The organism is Paracoccaceae bacterium (genome assembly GCA_012103375.1).
Classification (GTDB): domain Bacteria; phylum Pseudomonadota; class Alphaproteobacteria; order Rhodobacterales; family Rhodobacteraceae; genus WLWX01.
Genome location: WLWX01000001.1, coordinates 2,071,775 through 2,094,924 on the forward strand (window position 1 = coordinate 2,071,775; position 23,150 = coordinate 2,094,924).

The following is a 23,150-nucleotide window of genomic DNA, read 5'->3' on the forward strand; positions in this document are numbered from 1 at the left end:
TCCAAAAGCGCGTAAGGCTCTCAGGTTGCTAACCTTTCAGCGTCGATCCAGACCATGAAACCGCCCCAGGTCCGAGGCTTCGACGGGCCGCTCCATCCGGCCCATGCCGGATTTCACTGCGCGGATCGTTCCAGGGTGGCTGGCCGCAGCCTCGGCACTGGCGGCCAGCGCTTCAACCGCGCTGATCAGACCTGGTGCGATTGGTCCGGCGGGTCCGATTGCCATCAGCGCCATTTGTTTCGACAACTGGGCGGTCGCGAAGCTGGTCCCTTCCAGTGCAACGGCCGATCCGTCGCGCGCCCCGGCGGCGACAACCCCGTGATGCGCAGCCCCGCGCCGCATCGGCATCGAGGCGCTGGGCCGGCTTTGGCCATCGATTCCAGTGCTGCTGGTCGGCCCGGGCCTGCCATCGGTGGTCTGGTGACCCGCCGATATCGCCGTCTGGTCTGATTGCCCGATGGCGTTGATCGTACCGTGCCGCCGCACCAGGTTCGAGCCATCCTGAGACCCTGTATCCACCGGATAAGCATAGCTGTCGATGGCGCGGCCCGTGTCGTCGAACCGTCGGTAATCGGGATGGTCAAAGTAACTGCGCTGGTTGATCGCCGAGATTGGCTGTTCGGTCTGATCAGTCTGGATGTTGGTGACCAGCGCCAGGGGCACGTCGGTCCGGTTGGTAAGGCCGAGGCGCCACAGCCCGGCCGGGGCGGCTGGCGCATCCTCAAAATGTTGGGTTGCGCGCGTCGCGATCACATAGCGCATGCGCCCGTCACCCGCGCCGATCACATCGCAATAGACCCGCGCAACCGGCGCGCCGTTTGCATCCTGTAGCGACGCGACCTGACCGTCCGCCGCCCCGGTGCCCAACGGGGTTTCGCCGTCAGGCGATACCAGCGCTAGGTCGAATGGCATCTGCGCGGCCTCGGGTACCGGTCTGTCAGACCAGACCTCGATAAAATTGGCGGATTGATCCTCGGGCAGGACGCGCCAGTCGAGGTTGATTTCTGCGCCGGGTTGAACCGTGATGCGGGCGTTGCCCATTTCAAGGTTTTCGTTGCCCGCAGGAATGCTCAGCTGGACAGGCCGGTAGCCGTTCGCAGCGCGGAAGGCGTTGATTCGGGACAGCGACTGCGCAATCAGGTCGCTGCCATCACGCCCGCTGGCCTGCATCCCGAAGGACAGGTTGACGATCACCGGATAGCCTTTGCTGCCCGTGGCCGCGCCAGCGTTGTTGTGGTGCCAGACCGCGTCGGCAAGCTGCACGATGCGGATCATTCCAAGAACGGCGAAAAACTCCAGAAAGCGCGCCGAATGGCCGATCAGGCGGCGCGCGGGCAGGTTGACAGCGATGATGCGCAGCGCCTCGGCCCGGGCGTGTTCGGTTGTGTCGAACCCAGCCGCCAGATCGAGGACATGCGCCCCATGCGCGGCCCGTCCGCCCAATTCTCGGTGCCCATGGAGGTTGCGAAAATCCTCGGTAAAGTAAGCGCGGTTGAAAGCCTCTTCATCGAGGGTTCCGCTGGCGCTGTGCGTTGACAGCAGGGCGTTGATGTCGGTCGCCAAAAGCTCGCGCCCGAAAGGAAGGTACATCTGCGCGCCGGCGGGTACGGCCTGCGACGGGTTCAGGTCGCTGCGCTCGGCCCCTTGTTGCCAGGCGGCCAGAATGCGCGTTTTTGCGGGCGTCATCTGGGTGCGGCGATGACCCAGCGGGATGCCCACGTCGATCACGCCGACTATCGCCGAATTGGCCGGCAGATCGAAGGCCGGATCGGGCGAGGCGCCGGGTTTAAGCGCGTCCGGCAACGGGCCATGCGCGGCCAGCCAGGCCTCATGCGCGGCGGTGTCAACGCTCCCGTCAGGGCGGGGCATTCCGGTGACCGCGTTGGGGGCCGTGGGGCGCGGTGCGTCTGCGTGGGCGAAGGTCTGGTAGTAAACCTCGGCCAGAAGGCATCGGGATCGCCTGCCGTTGCCGGATCGGTGCCCGAGGTTACGCCAAACCAATCCGGGGCACCCGAACCTGCGCCTGCGCCCGCAGCGGAGGGATCAGGCTGCATGCCGGGCCCGCCCACTTCAGCAATCCAATCGGCATAGGCCGAGCGATAATCGCGCCCGGCTGGCGCATCCTGCCAGCCGGTCCATGTGAAACGAGGCATCTTATACGATCCCCCATTCGGCCTTGACGGCGTCCGCGAAGACCGAGGCGATCATGCCTGCGTCCGGCGCGGCGGTTCCTGTGTCGGTCCAGCCGTGGGTTGGGAAATCTGACAACAGGAAGTCGTCGCCTTTGCGGAATTTGCCATCTGCGCTGCCGGATCCGGGTGCGACCTTGAAGTCGGTCTTGGTTGTATCCACGCCGAACAGAAGCCCCAGAATGGCCGTGCCGATCTGGATGCCAAGCTGCGCACCGGCGGCAGAATCGACCGGGAAATGCACGCCCGCAACGGTGCGGTTCACCGCAATGCGGTGGGCAATGCGAAACGGCATGTGCTGAGCCGCGACCGCCTGTTTCGTCGTCTGCGATGGATCCATCAGATAGCTGAGAACCGTGGCCACAGCGAAGGATTCCGCCGAATGGCCGCTGGGATAGCTTGAATGATCCGGGGTCTGGATGATCGGCTGAACGCTGTGCGAATACTCCACCGGGCGCGGTGCCCAGCAGGCGTGTTTGACCAGCAGCTCAAGGTTGTATGTCAGGCCCTGTACCGTGCCCAACAGTTCCAGAGTGTGCTTCTTCGCCCCGGCATCCAGCCGCGCGGCCAGCCCGAAGAACGAGATCTTGTCGAAGATCTGTGTGTTGATCTCGGGAATGCGATCAAAACGCAGGTCGGAATAGTTTCTAAGCCAGATCAGCTGTTCGACGAACACCTCGGCATCGGGTACGACGGTCTGATAGATCTCCTGACCGTCGAACATCACCGTGGCCTTTCCCGCGCCGCCCGCGCCGGTTGACGCATTCACGGCGAACAACCCGCTGATATCGGCGTGCAACATGTCGATGCGCCGCTGCGGGCTGACATAGCCAAGGTCGCCGTGGGACGGCGGTTTGGCCGGATCGTCCACGTCCGCCGAACCGTTCCAATAGCCGACGACCGCGTCATTGGTTACCGCCAGCGCCGCGTTCAACAGCGGAGAGCCACCACCACCGGCGTGGCCCCCGACACCGTCACCGCCGGCACCACCGCCACCAGCACCACCGCCACCAGCACCACCGCCACCAGCACCACCGCCGCCCGCGCCGCCGCCACCGGCACCGCCGCCGCCAGCGCCTCCACCGCCAGCACCACCACCGCCTGCGCCACCACCACCAGCACCGCCACCGCCTGCTCCGCCGCCCATCGCACTCATGTCGCTCTCCTATGATGTTTGGTTCAATTCAGTGAAGAGGCGGCAAGTATTAAGAAAGCGTCAACAAACCGTTAATAAATTTACGAATATTTCACGTAAAATCGCTGAAACGTTGCTCAATTCCGACCCGTGTGCTTAGATTGTTATGCAAACCTCTTTGGAGGGCGGGATGGACGGTAATGTGGACTTGGGGGGTCCGGGCATTACGATTGAATGCTTTGGGCCACTTCGGGTGACCGATTTGGTCGGCAACAGTCGGCTGCCCAAAGGGCGCAAGACTGCCGGTGTTCTTGCGCTGCTTGTGACCGACCCGCATCTGGAACGCAGCCGCAGTTTCCTGCAGGAAATGTTGTGGAGCGATCGCGGCCACGAACAGCGCGCGGCCAGTCTGCGACAGTGTCTTGCCGAATTGAAACGCGTATTCTCGGGCATACCGGACGCGCTGATTGCCAGCCGCAGCTCGATCAAGCTGAACCCCGAACGGGTGCGCGTGGTTCAGGATTGCCCGGACGGGACGACCGATGCATCGCGGTTCCTTGAAGGGCTGAGCGTGCGCGACAAGGCGTTCGAGGCCTGGTTGACGGCCGAGCGTACCATGCGCGAGCAGACGGCGCGGGCAACCTCGGGGCGCATGACCGCGGCCCGTCGCCAGCGCAGCGTCGTCGTTGTCTGTGATGGTGACCCGGGCGCAGGTGGCCACCAACTGGCCGAGGCCTTGCGCCATAACATTCTGAAGTCACTGTCAGAAACATGCACGGCCCATGCCGGTACCGCGCAGTTCGTAACGATGGAGCCTGACAGCATCGTCATCTCGGTTCAGTCCAGCAAGGGCACCGGCAGCGGCGTTGCGCTTCGGGTTCTGGTTCAAGACATGGCGCGAGAGGCTGCATTCTGGTCGGGCAGCGCCGAAGTGAACGAGGGTGATCCGGATCTGAATTCCAACGTCGCTTTCTGCCGTCTGACCGCCCAGACGGCCAGTGCGGCAATGGATGCGACATCCCAGATCGGCGCATGCGGCAGCGAAGAACCAAGCGCCAGCATGTTGGCGCAGATCGCTGTGCGCAAGATGTTCTCGATCGGCAGCAGCGATGTCGAATTCGCCCTGCGCCTGCTGCAAAAAGCCTGGGAGATAGAGCCGCGCGGCGTATTCCAGGCCTGGATCGCGCAGGCGTTGACGATCCAGTATGTCGAACGCCACATCAAGGCGGATGCTGCACTTGTGGAACGCTGCGCCGAAGCCTGCCGGTTGGCCTTGCAGGACGATCCCAGCAACTCGATCGTTCTGGCGGCGGTGGCGAACGCCCGGATCAATATCGAAAAGAACTACGAAGCGGGCATTCACCTGGCGCGGCAAAGCGTAGAGGCAAACCGCTGCAACCCGCTGGCGTGGTGGGCCGATTGTGTTGAAAAACTCCGTTTTAGGGCCTGAACGATGATTTTTCTTTCCATGCAGCCCGATCCTAAATTTTTGGCGCGGGGGTCGGCCCAAATCGCCTACATGCGCTCACGCGCAGCCATGCGCTGTCTCGTGGTCAAAGCTTTCCGACTATTTCGCTTCATAGGTTTTCGCAAGAAATCCGCGACGCTCTGATTTCGGAGTTTTTCAACACAATCGGCCTATTCAAATGCGTTGCAATGCATGGGCGAAACGCGCGCGGCTTATGTTGCAGCGCAGAACGCCAAGGCGCTGGCCGAAGGGACGCGATTGAAATTCTGGTGTGATTTCCAGGTGGCGGTCACAGCCGCACTGGCCGGTAACACGCAAGAGGCCATTTTAAACGGCGAAAGCGCCAGCGCGCTGGCCCCGGCGTTCCGCCCGCCGATCCGGTATCTTGCGGCACTTTATGCGGTTGAAGGCGAAACCGACAAGCTGACGCGCAAGGTCCGCACGCTCCAGTCGCTGGAACGCGATTTCACGATCGAACGGATGATCGGCGACGCGGATTATCCCATCGGAATGATGCGGCGTTATGGTCAGAACCTGTCAGACGGATTGCGCCTGGCCGAGATCTGATCGATCACTGCGGCCATCACAATGTTTGCGCGCGACAAATTTTCTGCGATAGTGTAAGCCCGTACATCCCACGAGGAGCGTGTCTTGGGCGAGGCGAAGATCAGGAATATGGAGGAATTCGCCGCGGTAAGTGGCATTTCCCGCCCCACGGTGTCGAAGTATTTCCATGACCCGGACAGTGTGCGTGCCTCGACCCGGACGCGGATCGAGGCGGCGTTGGAACGCTATGACTATCGCCCCAACATCTATGCGATGAACCAGAACCGGCGGCTGACCAAGAATATCGGCATCGTTGTGCCTTATCTGGCCGATCCATTTTTCGGAGAGATTGCGCGCGTGATCGAACGCCGCTGCATCGACGCGGGGTTTTCACCGACGTTGTTCAGTTCGCACGGCGAGAAGGCGCAAGAGGTGACGATTCTGGACAGTTTGCGCTCGCTCAAACCGGCGGGGGTGTTGCTGGCCCCGTTGGGACGCGAATCAGACAAGTCCGAGATCGAGAGTTTTTGCCGCGATGTCCCGACGGTGCTGTTCGACAGTAATATCGATGGCATGGGCGAGGCGTTCGTCGGGTCCGACAACTACAGTTTCGTGTCGCAGACCGTTGAATACCTGACCCGCACCGGCGAACCGCCGTGCTTTTTCGAGATGCGCAACCCCGCCAACCCGAACGCCAATAAACGCCGCCATGCCTATCTTGGGATGATGGAGCGCCTGCGTCTGGAGCCGCATGTGATCCAGGTTGATGGCACCGGCTGGGCCTTTGAAGAGATCGGGCGCAACGGCGCGCTGAGCATTCTGGAAAGCATGTCTTTGCCAACCAATACAGTGCTTTGCAGCAATGACCGCCTGGCCATCGGCTTTCTTTCGGCCTGTTATGAGATGGGCGTCAGCGTCGGGCGGGCTGAGGGGTGCCGCCTGCGCGTGGCATCCCATGACGACCACCCGTTCTCACGCTTTACCTGCCCGTCGCTGACCACCGCGGCGCATGATTATGTCTCGGTCTCGGACCATTCGGTTGAGACGTTGTTCCGCCTGATCGAAAGCGGTGGGCGGTTCGAGCAGCGCGAGGAAACGCTGTTTTCGGCCCGGTTGATCATGCGAGAGTCAGCCTGATTGATCAAAAATTTACGCGCGTAAAATTTTTAATTGACGCGCCGTTATAATTTCTCCTATGCTGCGATGGCAATTGAACATCCAATCAACAGGGAGGACTGGGATGTACTTGAAAGGCACACTTGGTGCAGCAACTGTCGTGTCGCTGATTGCGGCAAGCAGCGCATTTGCTGAAAGCCACGCAACCACGCTGACCATAGCGACCGTCAACAACGACGACATGATCCGCATGCAGGCTTTGACGCCAGACTTTGAAGCCCGCACCGGCCATTCGGTCGAGTGGGTGACACTGGAAGAAAACGTTCTGCGTCAGCGCGTGACGACCGACATCACCACCAAAGGCGGCGCTTTTGACGTGATGATGATTGGTATGTACGAAACCCCGATCTGGGCCGATTGTGTTGAAAAACTCCGTTTTAGGGCCTGAACGATGATTTTTCTTTCCATGCAGCCCGATCCTAAATTTTTGGCGCGGGGGTCGGCCCAAATCGCCTACATGCGCTCACGCGCAGCCATGCGCTGTCTCGTGGTCAAAGCTTTCCGACTATTTCGCTTCATAGGTTTTCGCAAGAAATCCGCGACGCTCTGATTTCGGAGTTTTTCAACACAATCGGCCAAAAATGGCTGGCTGGTCGCTTTGGACGACATGCCCGCACATTATGACGTTGAAGATATCCTGCCAGCTGTTCGCGGCGGCCTGTCCTACGAAGGCACGCTGTATGCGGCCCCTTTCTATGCAGAAAGCTCGATGGTTCACTATCGCACCGATCTGCTGGAAAAAGCTGGTCTTGAAATGCCTTCCGAGCCGACCTGGGACTTTATCCGGGAAGCTGCTGCGGCCATGACTGACCGCGACGCTGGCATCAACGGCATCTGCATGCGCGGTAAAGCCGGTTGGGGTGAAGGCGGAGCCATCATCACCGTTCTGGGCAACGCCTTTGGCGCTCGCTGGTTCGACGAAGACTGGAATGCCACCTTCGATTCGCCAGAGTGGAAAGCCGCTTTGGATTTCTACACCGGCATGATGGCTGAATCCGGTCCGTCGGGTTATGCCACCAACGGCTTCAACGAAAACCTGTCGCTGTTCCGTCAGGGCAAGTGCGGCATGTGGATGGACGCAACCGTTGCAGCAGGCTGGCTGGCCGAAGACGGTAAGGGCGGCACATCTGACGTTGCTGGCAACATCGGTTGGGCCGTTGCGCCGAATACCGGTCTTGGCAAAAACTCGGGCTGGCTCTGGGCCTGGGCGCTGGCAATCCCTGCCGGTACGCAGAAAGCTGATGCGGCTAAAGAGTTCATGGCCTGGGCAACCGGACCTGACTACATGCGCCTTGTTGGCTTCGAAAACGGCCACGCCGCCATTCCTCCGGGAACGCGTCAGTCGCTTTATGACAACGAGCTGTATCAGGAAGTGCCGTTCGCAGCAGCAACCCTGAGCGCGATCCTTGCGGCCGATCCGAACAACCCGACGGTTGATCCGGTTCCCTACATTGGCGTTCAGTTCGCAGCCATTCCTGAATTTGCTGGTATCGCGACGGAAGTCAGCCAGGAATTCTCGGCAGCCTATGCTGGTCAGCAGACCGTTGAAGAAGCTCTGGCAAAAGCCCAGGCCATTGCCAACGACGCAATGGAAGCCGCTGGCTACCGCTAAGCACATCTTTACCCGGGGGCGGCGTCGACCGCCCTCGGGCCCTTCACTTTAACCAACAACTAGGTCATCGTTTGAGACGGCAACAGCCCGTCAACTGAGGAGATGTGTCCAATGGCTACACAACACTCACGTTCAGCTGCCCGCCTGATGATGGCCCCCGCAGTGGTCCTGCTATTGGGATGGATGCTTGTCCCGCTGACGATGACATTGTTCTTTTCCTTCAAGAAGTACCTGCCACTTCGCGGTGACTCGCTTGAAAACGGTCTGGAATGGGTGGGTTTTGACAACTACGTCCGTTTTGTCAGCTCAAGTTCATTCTGGCCCAGCGTCATGACCACGCTTTTGATCGTCGGTGGCGTTCTGGTTATCACGATCATACTCGGAATACTTCTGGCAATCCTGCTGGATCAACCGATGTGGGGACAGGGGATCGTCCGGATCCTGGTCATCGCCCCGTTCTTCGTCATGCCGACGGTTTCGGCCCTGGTCTGGAAGAACCTTTTCATGGACTCCGAGAATGGTTTCTTCGCCCACACCTGGCGCGCCATGGGGGCGCAACCGGTCGAGTGGTTAAGCCAGGCCAGTATGCCGTCGATCATCATGATCGTAAGCTGGCAATGGCTGCCCTTTGCCACGCTGATCCTTCTGACCGCGATCCAGTCGCTGGACAGTGAGCAGCTTGAGGCCTCGGAAATGGATGGTGCGCCGGTTCTGTCACGCTTTTTCTATATCGTTCTGCCGCATCTAAGCCGGGCGATTACCATCGTGATCCTGATCCAGACGATCTTCCTTCTGTCGATCTTTGCCGAGATTTTCGTAACCACGGGCGGCGCTTTCGGGACACGGACGCTGACATACCTGATCTTCCAGCGCGTACTGGAGAGTCAGAATATCGGACTGGGGTCCGCCGGTGGTGTCTATGCAATCATTCTGGCCAATATCGTTGCGATCTTCCTGATGCGCATCGTTGGCAAGAACCTGGACGCGTGAGGAGGAGAAATCATGGCCCGCGCAGTCACAAGCAAACGCAAGGCAATCAATACGGCTGTCGCCTGGGGGATTGGTCTTTTGATCTTTTTCCCGATCCTGTGGATCTTCGTCCTTTCCTTTAAGACAGAAAGCGACGCAATCAGGACTCCAATCGAAGTGCTGACAGCCTCCTGGACATTCGAGAACTACGGGGTGGTGCAAGAAAGGTCGGACTACGGCAAGCACTTCTTCAACTCGGTCATCATCGCGGTCGGCTCGACTCTTCTTGGTCTGATCATCGCAGTTCCTGCGGCCTGGTCGATGGCTTTCGTGCCCTCGAATCGGACGAAGGACATCCTGTTGTGGATGCTGTCGACCAAGATGCTGCCGGCGGTTGGTGTGCTTTACCCGATCTATCTGCTGTTCATCAAAATGGGACTACTGGACAGCCGCGCCGGGCTGGTGATTGTGCTGATGTTGATCAACCTGCCGATCATCGTCTGGATGCTCTATACCTATTTCAGAGAGATTCCGGGCGAGATTCTGGAGGCGGCGCGCATGGATGGGGCCAACTTACGCTCGGAAATCCTCTATGTGCTGATTGTGTTGAAAAACTCCGTTTTAGGGCCTGAACGATGATTTTTCTTTCCATGCAGCCCGATCCTAAATTTTTGGCGCGGGGGTCGGCCCAAATCGCCTACATGCGCTCACGCGCAGCCATGCGCTGTCTCGTGGTCAAAGCTTTCCGACTATTTCGCTTCATAGGTTTTCGCAAGAAATCCGCGACGCTCTGATTTCGGAGTTTTTCAACACAATCGGCTGATGCCGATGGCGATCCCAGGCATGGCTTCGACGGTCTTGTTGAATGTCATTCTGGCCTGGAACGAAGCCTTTTGGACGCTGAATCTGACAGCTGCCACGGCCGCTCCGCTGACCGCCTTTATCGCCAGCTATTCCAGCCCAGAGGGTCTGTTCTATGCCAAGCTCAGCGCGGCATCGACCATGGCAATCGCGCCGATCCTGATCCTTGGCTGGTTCAGTCAGAAACAACTTGTCCGGGGTCTGACCTTCGGCGCCGTTAAGTAAGGAATAACGACATGGGACGTATTCAGCTTAAGCAGGTTCAGAAGAAATTCGGCGATGTGGAAGTCATCCCGCCGCTGGACCTTGAGATCAACGACGGTGAGTTTGTGGTGTTCGTCGGCCCCTCGGGCTGCGGTAAATCCACGCTGCTGCGCCTGATTGCGGGGCTTGAGGACACGACCTCGGGCAATATCGAGATTGACGGGGCGGATACCACCGGCCTGCCACCGGCAAAACGCGGTCTGGCGATGGTGTTCCAAAGCTATGCGCTTTACCCGCATATGTCGGTTCGCAAAAACATCGCCTTCCCGATGCGCATGGCCAAGATGGATCAGGCCGAACAGGACAAGCGGATTGAAGCTGCCGCCAAGGCACTGAACCTGACCGATTATCTGGATCGCCGTCCGGGTCAGCTTTCGGGTGGTCAGCGCCAGCGGGTCGCCATCGGTCGTGCCATTGTGCGCGAACCGGCCGCCTTCCTGTTCGATGAGCCGCTGTCGAACCTTGACGCCGCGCTTCGGGTCGGCATGCGGATGGAAATCTCCGAGCTGCACAAGAAGCTTGAGACGACGATGATCTATGTGACCCATGATCAGGTCGAAGCGATGACCATGGCCGACAAGATCGTGGTGCTTCAGGCGGGTGTGATCGAACAGGTCGGCAGCCCGCTGGAACTCTATAAGACACCGCGCAACAAATTCGTCGCGGGCTTCATCGGGTCACCCAAGATGAACCTGATCGAGGGGGCCGAGGCCGCGAAACATGACGCGGTGACCATTGGTGTGCGCCCCGAACATATCGCGGTGTCGGATTCCGGCGGGACCTGGACCGGCAAGGTCGGGGTGTCCGAACACCTCGGCTCGGACACGTTTTTTCATATCCTTGATACCGGGCTGGCCGATGTCATCACCGTGCGCGCCGGCGGAGAGGTCGGGTTCGGCTATGGTGACACGGTTCACCTGACGCCGCGGGCGGATGTGATCCATCGCTTTGACGCGCAGGGCCTGCGGATCGCGTGACACGACTGGCGGGCAAATGCGCGCTGATCACCGGCGCCGCGCGCGGTATCGGCCTGGCCTTTGCCGGGGCCTATCTGCGCGAAGGCGCGCGGGTGGCCATTGCAGATATCGACATCACGCGGGCGCGGGCGGCGGCGGCTGATCTGGGGCCCGCTGCGATCGCGGTCGAGATGGACGTGACCGATCAGGCCAGCATTGATGGTGCCGTGGCCGAGGTCGTGGATGAGTTGGGCCAGATCGACATTCTGATCAACAACGCGGCGATATTCTCGGCCGTGCCAATTGTCGAGATTGACCGCACTGATTTCGCCCGCGTCTTTGACATCAACGTCGCGGGCACTCTGTTCACTTTGCAGGCCGTCGCACGCCACATGGTCGCGCGTGGGCTGAAGGGGCGGATCATCAACATGGCGTCGCAGGCGGGGCGGCGGGGTGAACCGCTGGTTGCCGTCTATTGTGCGACCAAGGCGGCGGTCATCAGCTTGACGCAATCGGCGGGCCTGGATCTGATTCAGCATGGCATCAACGTGAACGCCATCGCGCCCGGCGTCGTGGACGGAGAGCATTGGGACGGCGTTGATGCGTTCTTTGCAAAATACGAAGGCAAAGCGCCGGGGCAGAAAAAGGCCGAGGTGGGCGCGGCGGTGCCCTATGGCCGGATGGGAACGGCGGCGGATCTGACTGGCATGGCCGTGTTTCTGGCCAGCGACGAGGCCGCGTACATCGTGGCGCAAACGTATAATGTTGATGGCGGGCAATGGATGAGCTGATGGCCGATGCTGTGGAAAAACAAGCGCTTGTGCGGTTGAGCGATGCAACGCTGGGCGATTTGCCGAAGGCGGTTCAGCGCCCGGTCTATGACCGCAGTAAATTGACGCCCGGGATTGTCCACATCGGCCTTGGCAATTTTCACCGTGGCCATCAGGCCTGGTATCTGCATCGGCTGATGCAGGCGGGCCAGGCGCATGATTGGGCGATCATCGGCGCGGGCGTGCGCCCCTATGACGCGGCGATGCGCGACCGGCTGCTGGGACAGGATTGCCTGACCACACTGATCGAGCTTGACCCCTCGGGCACCTCGGCCGAGGTGATCGGATCGATGATCGACTATCTGCCGATTGAGGCGGGCAATGGCCCGTTGATCGCCGCGATGGCTGATCCTGCGACGCGGATCGTGGCGCTGACAGTGACCGAGGGCGGGTATTACGTTGATCCGGCCAGCGCTGGCTTTGACGCGGACCACGACGACATGCGCCATGACGCCGCAAACCCGGATACCCCACGCACCGCCTTTGGTGCGATGATCGCCGCGCTGCGGCAACGGCGCGAAAGTGGTGCGGGCCCGTTCACCGGGCAAAGCTGTGACAACCTGCAAGGCAACGGGGTGATCCTGCGTCAGACGGTGGTCTCGCTGGCCCGGATGTCGGACCCCGAGCTTGCCGATTGGATCGACACGAATTGCAGCTTTCCCAACTCGATGGTCGACTGCATCGTTCCCGCCACTGGCCCGGAAGAGGTCAAACTGGCGCGCAGCCTTGGCATCGACGACGCGGCGCCGGTGACGCATGAAAACTTCCGCCAGTGGGTGCTGGAGGATGACTTCTGCGCCGGGCGGCCCGATTGGGATCGCGTCGGGGCGACCTTCACCGATCAGGTTCACGCCTATGAGCTGATGAAGATCAGGGTGCTGAACGCGGGCCATCAGGTCATCGCCAATGCCGGCGAATTGCTGGCGCTTGCCACCATCGCCGACTGCATGGCCGATGCGGATGTGCTGGGCCTGTTCAAAAAGGTACAGCGCGACGAAATCACGCCCTATGTGCCGCCTGTGCCAGAGATGTCAGCGCCCGCTTATGCCGACCTGATCGTCACGCGGTTCGCAAACCCCGAAATTCACGACACCACCCGCCGCGTGGCCTTTGACGGCTCGTCCCGTCACACCGGCTTTGTCTTGCCGATCCTGCGCGATGCGCTGGCGGCCGAAGGGTCGGTATCGGGTCTGGCGCTGGTCGAGGCGCTTTGGGCACGGATGTGTGCGGGCACGCGCGACGACGGTTCGGTGATCGAGGCGAACGATCCGTTCTGGGACCGGCTGAATGCCGCGGCGCTGAACGCGAAGACCCGCCCCGTGGCCTGGCTGGAACAGACGCAGATCTACGGCGATCTTGCAGGAAACGCCGAGTTTGCAGCGGCCTTTGATGGCTGGCTGACCCGCCTTTGGTCCGATGGCTGCCGCAAGACACTGCGCCAGTACATTGATGGCTAACCGTTAGCCGCAAGGGTTTGGCAATCCGGGTTACGGGCCTTTGCCGGTGCCACTGGTACGAAACTGTTGCGATCCGGCGGAGTTACAAGACGCCTGCCAGACCTGCAGGACCGCGCGGTTCCTGAAAGTGGCTTGGGCAAGCCAAAACGCCATCCTTAATTTCTCAATTGTTTTCGGGTTTGTCTGCGCCCGGTGCGCGCCGCAGGCGCAGGGCGCACGCCGGACCGGCCCCACCGATCTGGCGTCGGTTCGAGGTGGGCGTATCCGGGATAGTTACCGACTAACCCCTCCCGATAAATCATGCCTATGCACCGTCGCTGCGCCAGCCCGCCGGTCCGGCGCGCGCCCGGCTTCGGGCATCCTTCCAGATTAAGTGAATGATGTTCTAAAGCGTTTCGGCTTGAACCTGAATCGCGAGGGATTCCCTTGAGACCTGATCTGTGATTCATCCTGTTTGGGAGGATGGATCATGTCAGCACCTTTGCCATCTGCGCTTCGGATACGGTTTCAGAGATACATTGAAGAAGGGTTGAGCGGGCGCGCGGCGGCGTTGCGGTTGAAGCTGTCGCCTGCCACAGGCGCGCGGTGGGCGCGTCAGGTGAGGATGAAGGGTCATGCGGAACCTGCCCGGCAGGGACCGCCGCGCGGCAAGGGAAAGCTGGCTCCGCATCGGGAATTCTTTGAGGAGTTGATCGCACAAGACCCTGACATCACGCTCTTTGAGTTGCGTAATGCGCTGGCCGATGCAGAGGGTGTGCGGGTGCATCACTCCTCCATCGCCAACCTTCTGTCCCGGCTCGGCTTCACGTACAAAAAAAGTCGCTGGTCGCAACCGAGCGCCGCCGCGCCAAGGTAAGGCAGCAACGGGCCGACTGGTTCAGATACCGCTCGCCAGCCATTGCGACCTTTCCTGAGCGCGTTGTCTTTATTGACGAAACCGCAGTGAAGACAAACCTCACGCGCCTACGCGGCAGAGCCAAGCGCGGTAAGCGCCTGACGATGGATGCGCCCTTCGGAAGCTGGGGAACCCAAACCTTGATCGCGGGCCTGACCCAAGGCGCGCTGATCGCACCTTGGGTCATCAAGGGAGCGATAGATGGCCCCGCCTTCGCGGCCTACATCCGCGAAGTGCTGGTCCCCGAGATCAACCCCGGCACTGTCGTCATTCTCGACAACCTGGCAACCCACCGGAATAAGGAGGCGACGCAGGCTTTACGCAATCACGGCTGCTGGTTCCTTTACCTGCCACCGTACTCGCCCGACCTGAATCCCATCGAGCAGGCCTTCTCTAAACTGAAAGCCCATTTGCGACGGATCGGGGCCAGGTCCTTTACCCAGGTCTTCGAAGCAATCGGAGCAATCTGCGATCTCTACGACCCAGTAGAATGCTGGAACTACTTTAAGGCCGCCGGATATGTCTCAGGTTAATGTCGAAACGCTTTAACCGCATTTTTCATCTGGCTAAACCTTTTCATGGCCGTGGTTTTTTGCAAAGCTTGGCCAGACATCTTCGGATGCCCAACGGTATTGAAAGGGAAGAGAATGACAAAATTCAGGATTGGCGCGTTTGGCGCGGCCATGGTTTGTGCAACAGGTCTGGCCGCATTGCCCGTGGCTGCACAGGACAAGTCCGGCACCAACGTGGCCCCGATTGGCGAGGCCGAGGCGGGCGCGGTTTCTCAGCTTGCGATGGCGCAGGATCTGTATGCTTACGGTGTCGCGAACGGCGATGCGATTGCGGTTCTGTCGGCGGCGCGTATCACCAAGGATGTCGACATTACCGACGCGGATCGCAGCGCGACAAGTGCGGCGGATGAAACCCGCGACACGACCGAAGATGGCACCGGTGTCGACGCGCCGGCAGATGCCGAAATGATGCTGGCCAAGGCCGCCGAACTGGCGGGTGAAAACGACATGATCGCTGGGCTGGTTCAGGATGCGATGGACGAGGGGTCTCGTGGTCGGATCGGGGGCGCGTCGCGCACCCTGTCGCGCCTTCCCGCAGGCTACAACGACGATTGGGAGATCCCGTTCTTTGGTGGCCGGTTCGCCGAAATCTCGATCATTGGTGATGGTGATGCGGATCTGGACGTGATTGTCAGTGACGAAAATGGCAACACGATCTGTCTGGATGTCAGCTATTCTGATCGGTTCTATTGCGCCTTCAACCCGCTGTGGGATGGCTATTTCTATGTCCGGGTTTCGAACATGGGTCGTTTGCGCAACAGCTATTACCTGCTGACCAACTGAGCACATTTGCCAGTCATGACAACAAAGGCGCGGTCAGTTTGGTCTGGCCGCGCTTTTTTTCGTGGCGGCCGTCAGTTCTTGGTCGGTGTTATCTGGCGCGGGGCGACCCCGCCGGTCTGCGCGCCGATCTGAACGCCGCCGATGGAACGCAGGAAGCCGTTGAATTCAGGGCTGGCGTTTGTGGCCTTGCCTGCGGCGGCGATAGTCGTATCCACCTGGTCGCGTTCCAGCCGCAGGCGCGTCGGGATCACGTCGACCTGGGCGCGCGTGGCCCGGTCGAGCGAGGCAAGCGTGACCTGGCCGACAAACAGCTTCAGGTCTTTGCAATCCCATCCTTGCAGGCTTCCGCGCAGGCGCTTCACCTCGGCCTTGCTGAGGCTACAGCGATAATTCAGCAAATCGCGGTGCCAGTTGTTCAGCGTCAGGCGAAACACGTCGTAACCGGTGCGTGTGGCCGCGCTGATCGACGAATTCGCGATCGACATCGCCAGCGCCGGGCCGCCGGGGCCGGGCAGGGTTTTGGTCCAGTCGCGTTCGCCTTCGACCCCCGCGTCGGCGACCAGAAACAGCATCCGGCGCATCCGCACAGCCTCGGCCTGGGTCAGCGGGCCATAGGGGTTCTGGGCTCGCGCGCGCAGCACGCTGAGGGCGGTGGTGCCGAAGTTATCGGTGATACCCCCGTCGAGGAGCTTCACAAACTGCGCCTGATTTGGATCGCCATAGCTTTCCAACGCGCGGGCATGGGCGCGCATGGCCTGGCTTGCCTCGGGGTTGAACCGGGCCGAGGTCAGCCAGTCAGGTTCCCGGTAGGTGCAGGTTTTGCGGTGGGATTCCAGCACAATGGGCGCAAAAACCAGCGGAAAGGCGGCCGAGGCCGAGACCGCCTCGGACAGGGGCAGGCGCGACAGATCCGAACAGAGCGCGTCAAAGGTTTCGGGTGTGAACACGAACGGCACGGAATTGGCGACATCGGTGGCATTGATCCAGGTCCGGATCGAGGATCGCCGCGCCAGATCGCCGAAGGTTGCGCCCTTGAACAGTTCTTCGTCCACGAACCGCCCGAAGGAATTGCGCGAGTTCGCGCCGCCCGTCAGCCCGCGCACCAGTGTCAGCGGGTTGTAAGGCGAATTCGCCATATAGGTTTCGCCATCCTTATAAAGGAACTTGCGCATGCCGTTCAGGCCGCGCGGCCCACGCAAACCGAAATAGGCCGCCGTGACCGAACCGCCCGAAACGCCAGAGACCAGCCGGACATGTTCCAGAACGCCATTAGGGTTGTCGGGCGTCGCGGTGCGGGCGCGCAGCGCGTCAAGCATGCCCCAGGAAAACGCCGTTGCACGGGTGCCGCCGCCCGAAAATGCCAGCCCGATAAATAGGCCGTCGTCATCGCGCGAAACCTCTGACAGCAATGTGTCTGAATTCTTTGCCGATATTGGTGCGTTGATCGGCGTGTTGACCGTTGTGCAGCCGATCACAGCCGTCAACAGACCCATACGCAACAGCGCAGATATGCGACCCATACCCGTACCCGTACCCTTCTCGTCTGCCGGGATTGACCAGGCTGGCGCCCGGCATCGGCAAATCATTGATTCCGTGTCAGAGTTTAGGCCAACGGACCTCAATGGCAAAGCCACTATCGGGGGTCAGAATCTCGGTCTTGGCACCGTGGCGCGTTGCGATGGCCTGAACCAGCGTCAGCCCAAGGCCATGTCCGGGACGGTTGCGGTCCCGTGCGCCGCGGGTGAAGCGATCAAAGGCTGCTGCGCCCAGGTCGGGCGGGGCGCCGGGGCCGGTGTCGGAGATGCGGGTGATGTGGCGATTGCCAAGGGTCGTCAACAGCAAGTGGACCGCATCGCCGGGGCGGGCAAATTTCAATGCATTGTCGATCAGGTTGGACAGCAGCTGACTGACCAGATTGCGGTCACCCAGAATGCGCGCATCGGGCGTGATCTCGGCGGTGAAATCAAGGTTTCGTTCTTCGGCCAAAGGCTCGTACAGGTCAAAGACGTCCTGACAAACATCACTCAGGTCAAGCGGCGCAAGATCCGGCCCGGAGCCTTTGCCCGCTTCGTTTCCGGCGATGTCCAGAAGCGCGTCGAAGATACGCACCGTCGATTTCAGCTCATCCCGGGCGGCGCTGAGGTCTTCGCTTTCGGGCAAACGGCTGAGTTTTGCGGAGATCCGGTTCAGCGGCGTGCGCAGTTCATGTGCGATTGTGTCCGAGAGTTGTCGCGTCGCACGCTCCAGCGCCGCGATCCGGTCCAGCATCGCGTGGATATGCCGCTCTAGCAGGTGAAATTCATCCCGTGCATGTTCGCCAGCCGCCGCCAGCGCGGCCCCGTCAGAGGCGATGTTATCCGCCAGCCGGTTCAGTTGCCTGATCCGCGCCAGAACCGAGCGTGCGGCAAATGCGCCTGCCACAAGGGCGACCAGAAGGGTGCCTGCCGCCACCGCCAGAATGACCGAACGCAGCGCCGCAAGCGTGCGGTTGGGCGCAACAAGCGAGCGTCCGACCAGCATCGGAAACCCGCCGCGCAGCATGCGGGCATCAACCAGATAGGGGGTGCCGTCGATGGACAGTTCGACCGGGGTTGCCGCATCGAAACCCTGCGCAGTCTCGGCGGCGGAGATCGCAATTGCCTGGGGCCAGTGGTCGAGGTTGCCGGCCAGTGTCGTGCCATTGCGATCCTGTAGCAAATAGATCTCGCCCTCGTTTGTCTGCGCCAGGCTTCGGTATTCCATGGCCTGTCGCAGTGCGATGATCCGCCGCTGGTCATAAAGCGCCGCAAGCCCGTCCAGATCGGCCTGCAACAGCGCCACCTGCTGCCGTTCCAGCGCGCCCCGGACCAGCCAGAACTGGATCGACAACGCTGCCAGCCCGACCGCCAGAATGACCGCCGCGATTGTCAGCGTCAGGCGCAAAGTGGCCGAGCGGCGCCACATCGCGATCAGGTTGGTCCGGCTGGCATGAAGATATATCCTTCCCCGCGCGAGGTGCGAATCCATTCGCGTTCATCGACGGTTTCCATCTTGCGACGAAGCCGCCCGATATGCACGTCCACAACGTTGGTCTGCGGGTCGAAATGCAGGTTCCAGACGTTTTCCAGCAACTGCATGCGGGTCACCATCTCGCCCGCGTTGCGGGCAAAATAGGTGATCAGCTTGAATTCCTTAGGGCTGAGCGGAACATGCGTCTGGCCGACATGAACTGTGCGCGCCTTCAGGCGGATTTCAAGGTCGTCAAAGACCACAAGATCATTGTCGGTTGTTGTCATCTGGTCGCGGCGCAACAGCGCCTGAAGCCTTGCGCGCAACTCTCCGTGGTTGAAGGGCTTCGCCAGATAGTCATCGGCGCCCCGATCCAGCCCGAAAGTGCGGTCACTGCTGCGCCCCAGCGCCGATGACCCGTCCGAGCGTAGCCGGGCGATCGCGTCAATCCCGTCGCCGCCGGGCAGCATCCTGTCCAGCACGATGACGGCGAAATCCGTCAGCCCGGCAGCGGCCAGACCATCGCCGTAGCTGCCCATGATCGTCGGTGTGCACCCCAGATCGGTTGCGACACCGGCCACGAACTCGGCAGTTTCAGGATCATCCTCGACTATCAGTATGCGGCGTTGGTCAGTCACTGGCGTCCCCTTGTTCCCAAATCAAAACACTACAACGGCAAGGTCAAGCTGGTTCCCGGACAAAGACCGCAGGCGGCGCGTGTCGGTCCGGGGGTCGATCAGGATATGCGTCTCGAGACCCTGACGGGACACCCGCAGCAGCACGGGCGCGTCAAACAGCGCCGTGGGCGCCGTTGCCGGATCGAAGGGCATCCCGTTCAGGGCCATCACGCGGTCCCCTTCAGCAAGGCCGGCCTCGAACACGGCGGACCGATCCGAAAGGTCGATGACCCGCCTGTCACGGCCAAGCCGGATGCCGAGGGCGGCAAGGGTGAACGGTGCCTGCCGCGCGTCCGGTGCCGGGGGCGGGCGATCCGGCTGGGGCGATGCGGACAGATCAAGGTTCAGGGTCATCGGAGCTTTGACCCGAATGACCTCGACAAGAACCGGCGACCGGGGGTCGAGGTCATCAAGGGCGAAGGCAAGATCCCCGGATTTGCGCAGGACATGGCCATTTGCGCGGGTAAGAACGTCGCCTGCCTGTAACCCGGCACGCGCGGCAACTGTGTTGTCGCCGACATGGTCGATCAAGATGCCTGATCCTTCCTGTCTGCCGAGCGCTCTGGCAAGCCGGGGCGTCAGATCGCGCACCCGCAGGCCAAGGCGGGGCTGCGTTGCGGCGGGGGCCGCCAACATCCGGGGAATATGGCGCGCCAGGTCAGCGGCCCTGATCGCATAGGATATCCCGACGTAGTAACGCGATCCGTCGGCAATCCGGCTGTTCATCCCCAGCTGGCGACCGGCGCTATCCACCAGCGGCCCGCCGGAACTGCCCGGATTGACGGCGGCGTCGTGCTGCAACAGGCGCAGCGGTAAATTCGCCTCGACCTGGCGCGCGGGCGCCGAGATTACGCCGCCGGTGACCGAGAATCCCGCCTCCAGCGGGGCGCCGGTGGCAAAGACGACAGTGCCGGGCACCGCAGATGGTGCTGGCAAAAGACCGGGCGGCAATTCGGCACGGGTCGTCAGGATCGCAATATCGCGCAGCGGGTCAGTTGCGCGCACGCGTGCGGTTGCCTGCCGCCCGTCCAAAAAGGTCAAACGCACCTGTGCATGGTCATCCACGACATGGGCGTTGCTTAGGATCATGCCCTCAACCCCGTAGACAAAGCCGGACCCAAGGAAAGTTGCCCTGTCATCCGCAGAATGTAGAATCAGGGTGGCGGCGAGGGCGCGCTGTGGCCCATCGCCCAGACCTGCGGCATCGACCGGCCCAGGCCGGAACCCCGCTTCAGGATGCAGCGCTTTCGCGGCAATTGTTCGAAACGGGTCGTCAGGCGAATGACCCGCTGCTGATCATTGCGGCCGCGAAACTGCGAAAATCGCTGGAATTCCGGGAAACGGATCGCGCGCCCGATACTGCAACTGCTGGTGCCACGGCAGCCTCTGCCGCGCGGTTGCCCCATCTTGATGCGGACGAAATGCTGGATGTCGCCGCCACCCTTGCGGTCGAGAACGAGGTTCTGCTGGGCCTGATCGACGATGTGCGCTTTTCGACATCCAAGGGCGTCGTCGATGGGCCGCTCTATTCCATCTCGAAGCTGCGTTCGGGCGGTGCGGATACCTATCAGGCGCTGCCGTTCGAAGGCGGGACCTATGCCGACATCTATGTTGAGGGGCGCGAGGATGCGGACCTGAACCTGTATGTGTTTGACGCCCAGAACCGTCTGGTCTGTTCGGATACCGACCTCAGCGACATCGCTTATTGCGGCTGGCGTCCGCAGGCGACGGCTGACTTCACGATCAAGGTCGAAAATCAGGGCCCGTCGTTGTCGACCTATTCTCTGATCACCAACTGAGGTTCGGGATGCGCTTGGTTTATCGGTTTCTGCTATGCCTTGGGCTTGCGACCATGGTGTCTTCGCCCGCATCGGCGCGCGAAAACCACGCCTTGCTGATCGGTGTATCGACCTATGACAATCTGGAAAAGAAGTATTGGCTGCGTGGTCCGGCCAATGACATTGCGCTGGTCGAAACCTATCTGACCAGCCAGTCGCCGGTGTCCTTCGACCAGGGCAATGTCCGGGTGCTTGCCGACGGGGTTGAGGGGGCCGAGCGTCCAACGCTTGCGGCAATCCGTGCGGCTTTTGCGGATTTGGCCGCGACGGTGCAGGCGGATGATTTCATTTACCTGCATTTCTCGGGCCATGGCAGCCAGGCCCCCGCCATTGATCCATCCAGTGAACTGGACGGATTGGATGAGCTGTTTTTGCCCATCGACGTTGGCCCGTGGAGCAATCAGACAGGCAGCGTGGACCGTGCGCTGGTTGATGATGAGATCGGGCAGATGATCGGCGCGCTGCGCGCCAAAGGCGCAACCGTCTGGGCCGTATTTGACAGTTGCCATTCAGGCACCGTCACCCGCGCCGCCCCGACCGGTGCGGACGAGGTGCGCCTGCGCAAACTGGGGGCAGAGGCCCTCCATATTCCGGAAACGGCGAAGGACGCGGTCACCACCCGCGCCCTGCCCGATGCCCGCAGTCAGCCCGCCAGCCCGATTGACCTGACCGAGGGCGCGGGCATCACCTATGCGCAGCTGGGTCAGGAAATGCTGCGCAAATACACGGTGCTGAACCGCGCCCAGACGACGCCGATGTTCGAGGGCGATTTGCAGTCGCGGGTATTTGGCGGCGATGCGGTGCCCCGCGTTGCGCAATGGCCGCTGAGTATGGCTGACGGCTATGTCTCGATCCCGGCGGGACGCCTGCATGGGCTGGTTGAGGGGGCGGAACTGGCTGTTGTGGCCTCACCCGCCGATGCGACGGGGGACGCGCTGGGCCGGGTGACGGTGGATTTCGTCGACACTTTCGTGACCGAGGCGGTTGTCGCCGAAGATGGCGCGCTTGCGCTGGGCGATGTGCCGCGCGGCGCCTATTTGCGCAAGCTGTCTGAGGACGTTGATTTTTCGCTGAACGTTGCGCTGCCAGAGGCGGGGTCGGAGATTGCGGCGCGGATGCAATCCGTTGCCGATGCGCTGCGGGGGGCACCAGACGGCCCGGCGCGCGTGACATTCGTCGCTGCCGGAGCCGAGGCGGATATCCGGTTGGCGATCCTGCCTGACAGCCCGCGGCCCGATGCGATCTGGTTCCTGCCAGCCTCGGGCCTTGCTGACGAGGGGGCGTTGGAACAGATCATCTCGGTCTCGACAGATGACAAAACCGATGCGGAGCTTGGCGTCGTGATTGCGGACACTTTGGCGCGTATGTCCAAGGCGCTGAACCTGCTGAAGCTGGGGGCGGCGTTTGGGGGCAGCGATCTGGATGTAACGGCGGCGTTGTTGCGCACCGATCAGCGGCAGCGGCGGTTTACCGAACTTGACCCGGCGCAGGTGCCAAGGCTGGTGCCCGACGACGTGCTGTACCTGAAGGCAACGAACAATCTGGGGCAGCCGGTTGATGTGAATGTGCTGTATGTGGGGTCGGATTACTCGATCAGCCATATCCTTGCCATTCGCATGACGCCGGGCGACGAACTGAACGAACCGCTGGTCGCGATCGACGGGCGCGCCTATGGCCGCGACCGCGTGATTGTGGTGATGAGCCCGGCAAAACGCGGCACCGCGACCGAGGATCTGAGTTTCCTGGAACAGGCCAGTATTCCGACGCTGCGCGATATCGACGGCGGGGACGCCAGTTTCAGCGATCTGGTGGCCGAAGCCGGATTTGGTACCACGACCCGCTCGGCCACGTCGGTTGCCCGCGATACCGGCCCGAAACCGGGCATTCTGCAATTCGAGATCGACGCCGTCCGTGCCGAGTAAACCGCCCTTGTT

General features: G+C 61.3%; 19 protein-coding genes and 3 pseudogenes. 15 read left to right on the plus strand and 7 right to left on the minus strand.

Features of this window, described 5'->3' with window-relative positions; all coding sequences use genetic code 11:
• Window positions 1–36 precede the first annotated feature (36 nt).
• Together GKR99_10570 and GKR99_10575 are read right to left on the minus strand one after the other, a co-directional pair.
• Window positions 37–1,869, minus strand: a complete 1,833-nt coding sequence (locus tag GKR99_10570; protein ID NKB27965.1) for a hypothetical protein — start codon at window positions 1,867–1,869, stop codon at window positions 37–39.
• A gap of 285 nt (window positions 1,870–2,154) precedes the next feature.
• Window positions 2,155–3,345 (minus strand): phosphatase PAP2 family protein, encoded by a 1,191-nt coding sequence (locus tag GKR99_10575; GenBank protein ID NKB27966.1) that lies wholly within the window; start codon window positions 3,343–3,345, stop codon window positions 2,155–2,157.
• Window positions 3,346–3,577: 232 nt separating this feature from the next.
• Here GKR99_10575 and GKR99_10580 point away from each other — a divergent pair, with 232 nt between their 5' ends.
• The 4 genes and pseudogenes from GKR99_10580 (at window position 3,578) to GKR99_10595 (ending at window position 6,866) form a co-directional block, all read left to right on the plus strand.
• Entirely contained in the window at window positions 3,578–4,774 is a 1,197-nt protein-coding gene (locus GKR99_10580) for a hypothetical protein (protein NKB27967.1), read from the plus strand.
• 210 nt (window positions 4,775–4,984) lie between these two features.
• Window positions 4,985–5,359 carry a hypothetical protein gene (locus tag GKR99_10585; GenBank protein NKB27968.1) on the plus strand — a complete coding sequence of 125 codons (375 nt, stop codon included), beginning with the start codon at window positions 4,985–4,987 and terminating at the stop codon, window positions 5,357–5,359.
• A gap of 108 nt (window positions 5,360–5,467) precedes the next feature.
• Complete coding sequence (locus tag GKR99_10590; GenBank protein NKB27969.1) at window positions 5,468–6,475, plus strand: substrate-binding domain-containing protein; 1,008 nt, start codon at window positions 5,468–5,470, stop codon at window positions 6,473–6,475.
• Between the two features lie 103 nt (window positions 6,476–6,578).
• Window positions 6,579–6,866: pseudogene (locus GKR99_10595) on the plus strand (sugar ABC transporter substrate-binding protein).
• Between the two features lie 101 nt (window positions 6,867–6,967).
• Here GKR99_10595 and GKR99_10600 read toward each other — a convergent pair.
• Complete coding sequence (locus GKR99_10600) at window positions 6,968–7,123, minus strand: hypothetical protein (protein ID NKB27970.1); 156 nt, start codon at window positions 7,121–7,123, stop codon at window positions 6,968–6,970.
• On the opposite strand from GKR99_10600, the gene GKR99_10605 reads away from it, so the two are divergent.
• The 9 genes and pseudogenes from GKR99_10605 (at window position 7,122) to GKR99_10645 (ending at window position 15,713) form a co-directional block, all read left to right on the plus strand.
• Complete coding sequence (locus GKR99_10605; protein NKB27971.1) at window positions 7,122–8,126, plus strand: extracellular solute-binding protein; 1,005 nt, start codon at window positions 7,122–7,124, stop codon at window positions 8,124–8,126. The two genes, GKR99_10600 and GKR99_10605, sit on opposite strands and share 2 nt — an antisense overlap.
• A 111-nt stretch (window positions 8,127–8,237) precedes the next feature.
• Window positions 8,238–9,116 (plus strand): ABC transporter permease subunit, encoded by an 879-nt coding sequence (locus GKR99_10610; GenBank protein ID NKB27972.1) that lies wholly within the window; start codon window positions 8,238–8,240, stop codon window positions 9,114–9,116.
• 12 nt (window positions 9,117–9,128) lie between these two features.
• Window positions 9,129–9,734 (plus strand): ABC transporter permease subunit, encoded by a 606-nt coding sequence (locus GKR99_10615; GenBank protein NKB27973.1) that lies wholly within the window; start codon window positions 9,129–9,131, stop codon window positions 9,732–9,734.
• A 186-nt stretch (window positions 9,735–9,920) separates the two neighbouring features.
• Window positions 9,921–10,181, plus strand: a pseudogene (locus tag GKR99_10620) (carbohydrate ABC transporter permease).
• A gap of 11 nt (window positions 10,182–10,192) precedes the next feature.
• Window positions 10,193–11,197 carry an ATP-binding cassette domain-containing protein gene (locus GKR99_10625; protein ID NKB27974.1) on the plus strand — a complete coding sequence of 335 codons (1,005 nt, stop codon included), beginning with the start codon at window positions 10,193–10,195 and terminating at the stop codon, window positions 11,195–11,197.
• Window positions 11,194–11,967: an L-iditol 2-dehydrogenase gene (locus GKR99_10630; protein NKB27975.1), complete on the plus strand. Its 774-nt coding sequence runs from the start codon at window positions 11,194–11,196 to the stop codon at window positions 11,965–11,967. Before GKR99_10625 ends, GKR99_10630 begins: the two co-directional genes overlap by 4 nt.
• Window positions 11,955–13,463 (plus strand): mannitol dehydrogenase family protein, encoded by a 1,509-nt coding sequence (locus GKR99_10635; GenBank protein NKB27976.1) that lies wholly within the window; start codon window positions 11,955–11,957, stop codon window positions 13,461–13,463. Before GKR99_10630 ends, GKR99_10635 begins: the two co-directional genes overlap by 13 nt.
• Window positions 13,464–13,932: 469 nt before the next feature.
• A protein-coding gene (locus tag GKR99_10640) for an IS630 family transposase (protein NKB27977.1) occupies window positions 13,933–14,891 on the plus strand; the annotation gives its coding sequence in 2 pieces (ribosomal slippage) (window positions 13,933–14,274 and window positions 14,277–14,891; 957 coding nt in all).
• Window positions 14,892–15,005: 114 nt separating this feature from the next.
• Complete coding sequence (locus GKR99_10645) at window positions 15,006–15,713, plus strand: hypothetical protein (protein ID NKB27978.1); 708 nt, start codon at window positions 15,006–15,008, stop codon at window positions 15,711–15,713.
• Window positions 15,714–15,784: 71 nt separating this feature from the next.
• On the opposite strand, the gene GKR99_10650 is transcribed toward GKR99_10645, so the two are convergent.
• From GKR99_10650 to GKR99_10665, 4 genes and pseudogenes are all read right to left on the minus strand, one after another.
• A complete protein-coding gene (locus tag GKR99_10650; GenBank protein NKB27979.1) occupies window positions 15,785–17,299 on the minus strand; it encodes a hypothetical protein in 1,515 nt (504 codons plus the stop codon).
• Window positions 17,300–17,309: 10 nt separating this feature from the next.
• Entirely contained in the window at window positions 17,310–18,719 is a 1,410-nt protein-coding gene (locus GKR99_10655) for a HAMP domain-containing protein (protein NKB27980.1), read from the minus strand.
• Window positions 18,662–19,324: pseudogene (locus GKR99_10660) on the minus strand (response regulator). Before GKR99_10660 ends, GKR99_10655 begins: the two are co-directional and overlap by 58 nt.
• 36 nt (window positions 19,325–19,360) lie before the next feature.
• Window positions 19,361–20,467: a PDZ domain-containing protein gene (locus GKR99_10665; protein NKB27981.1), complete on the minus strand. Its 1,107-nt coding sequence runs from the start codon at window positions 20,465–20,467 to the stop codon at window positions 19,361–19,363.
• 89 nt (window positions 20,468–20,556) lie between these two features.
• Between GKR99_10665 and GKR99_10670 the strand changes: the two genes are divergently transcribed.
• Complete coding sequence (locus tag GKR99_10670) at window positions 20,557–21,177, plus strand: hypothetical protein (protein ID NKB27982.1); 621 nt, start codon at window positions 20,557–20,559, stop codon at window positions 21,175–21,177.
• 8 nt (window positions 21,178–21,185) lie between these two features.
• Window positions 21,186–23,138 carry a hypothetical protein gene (locus GKR99_10675; protein ID NKB27983.1) on the plus strand — a complete coding sequence of 651 codons (1,953 nt, stop codon included), beginning with the start codon at window positions 21,186–21,188 and terminating at the stop codon, window positions 23,136–23,138.
• The last annotated feature ends 12 nt before the right edge of the window (window positions 23,139–23,150 follow it).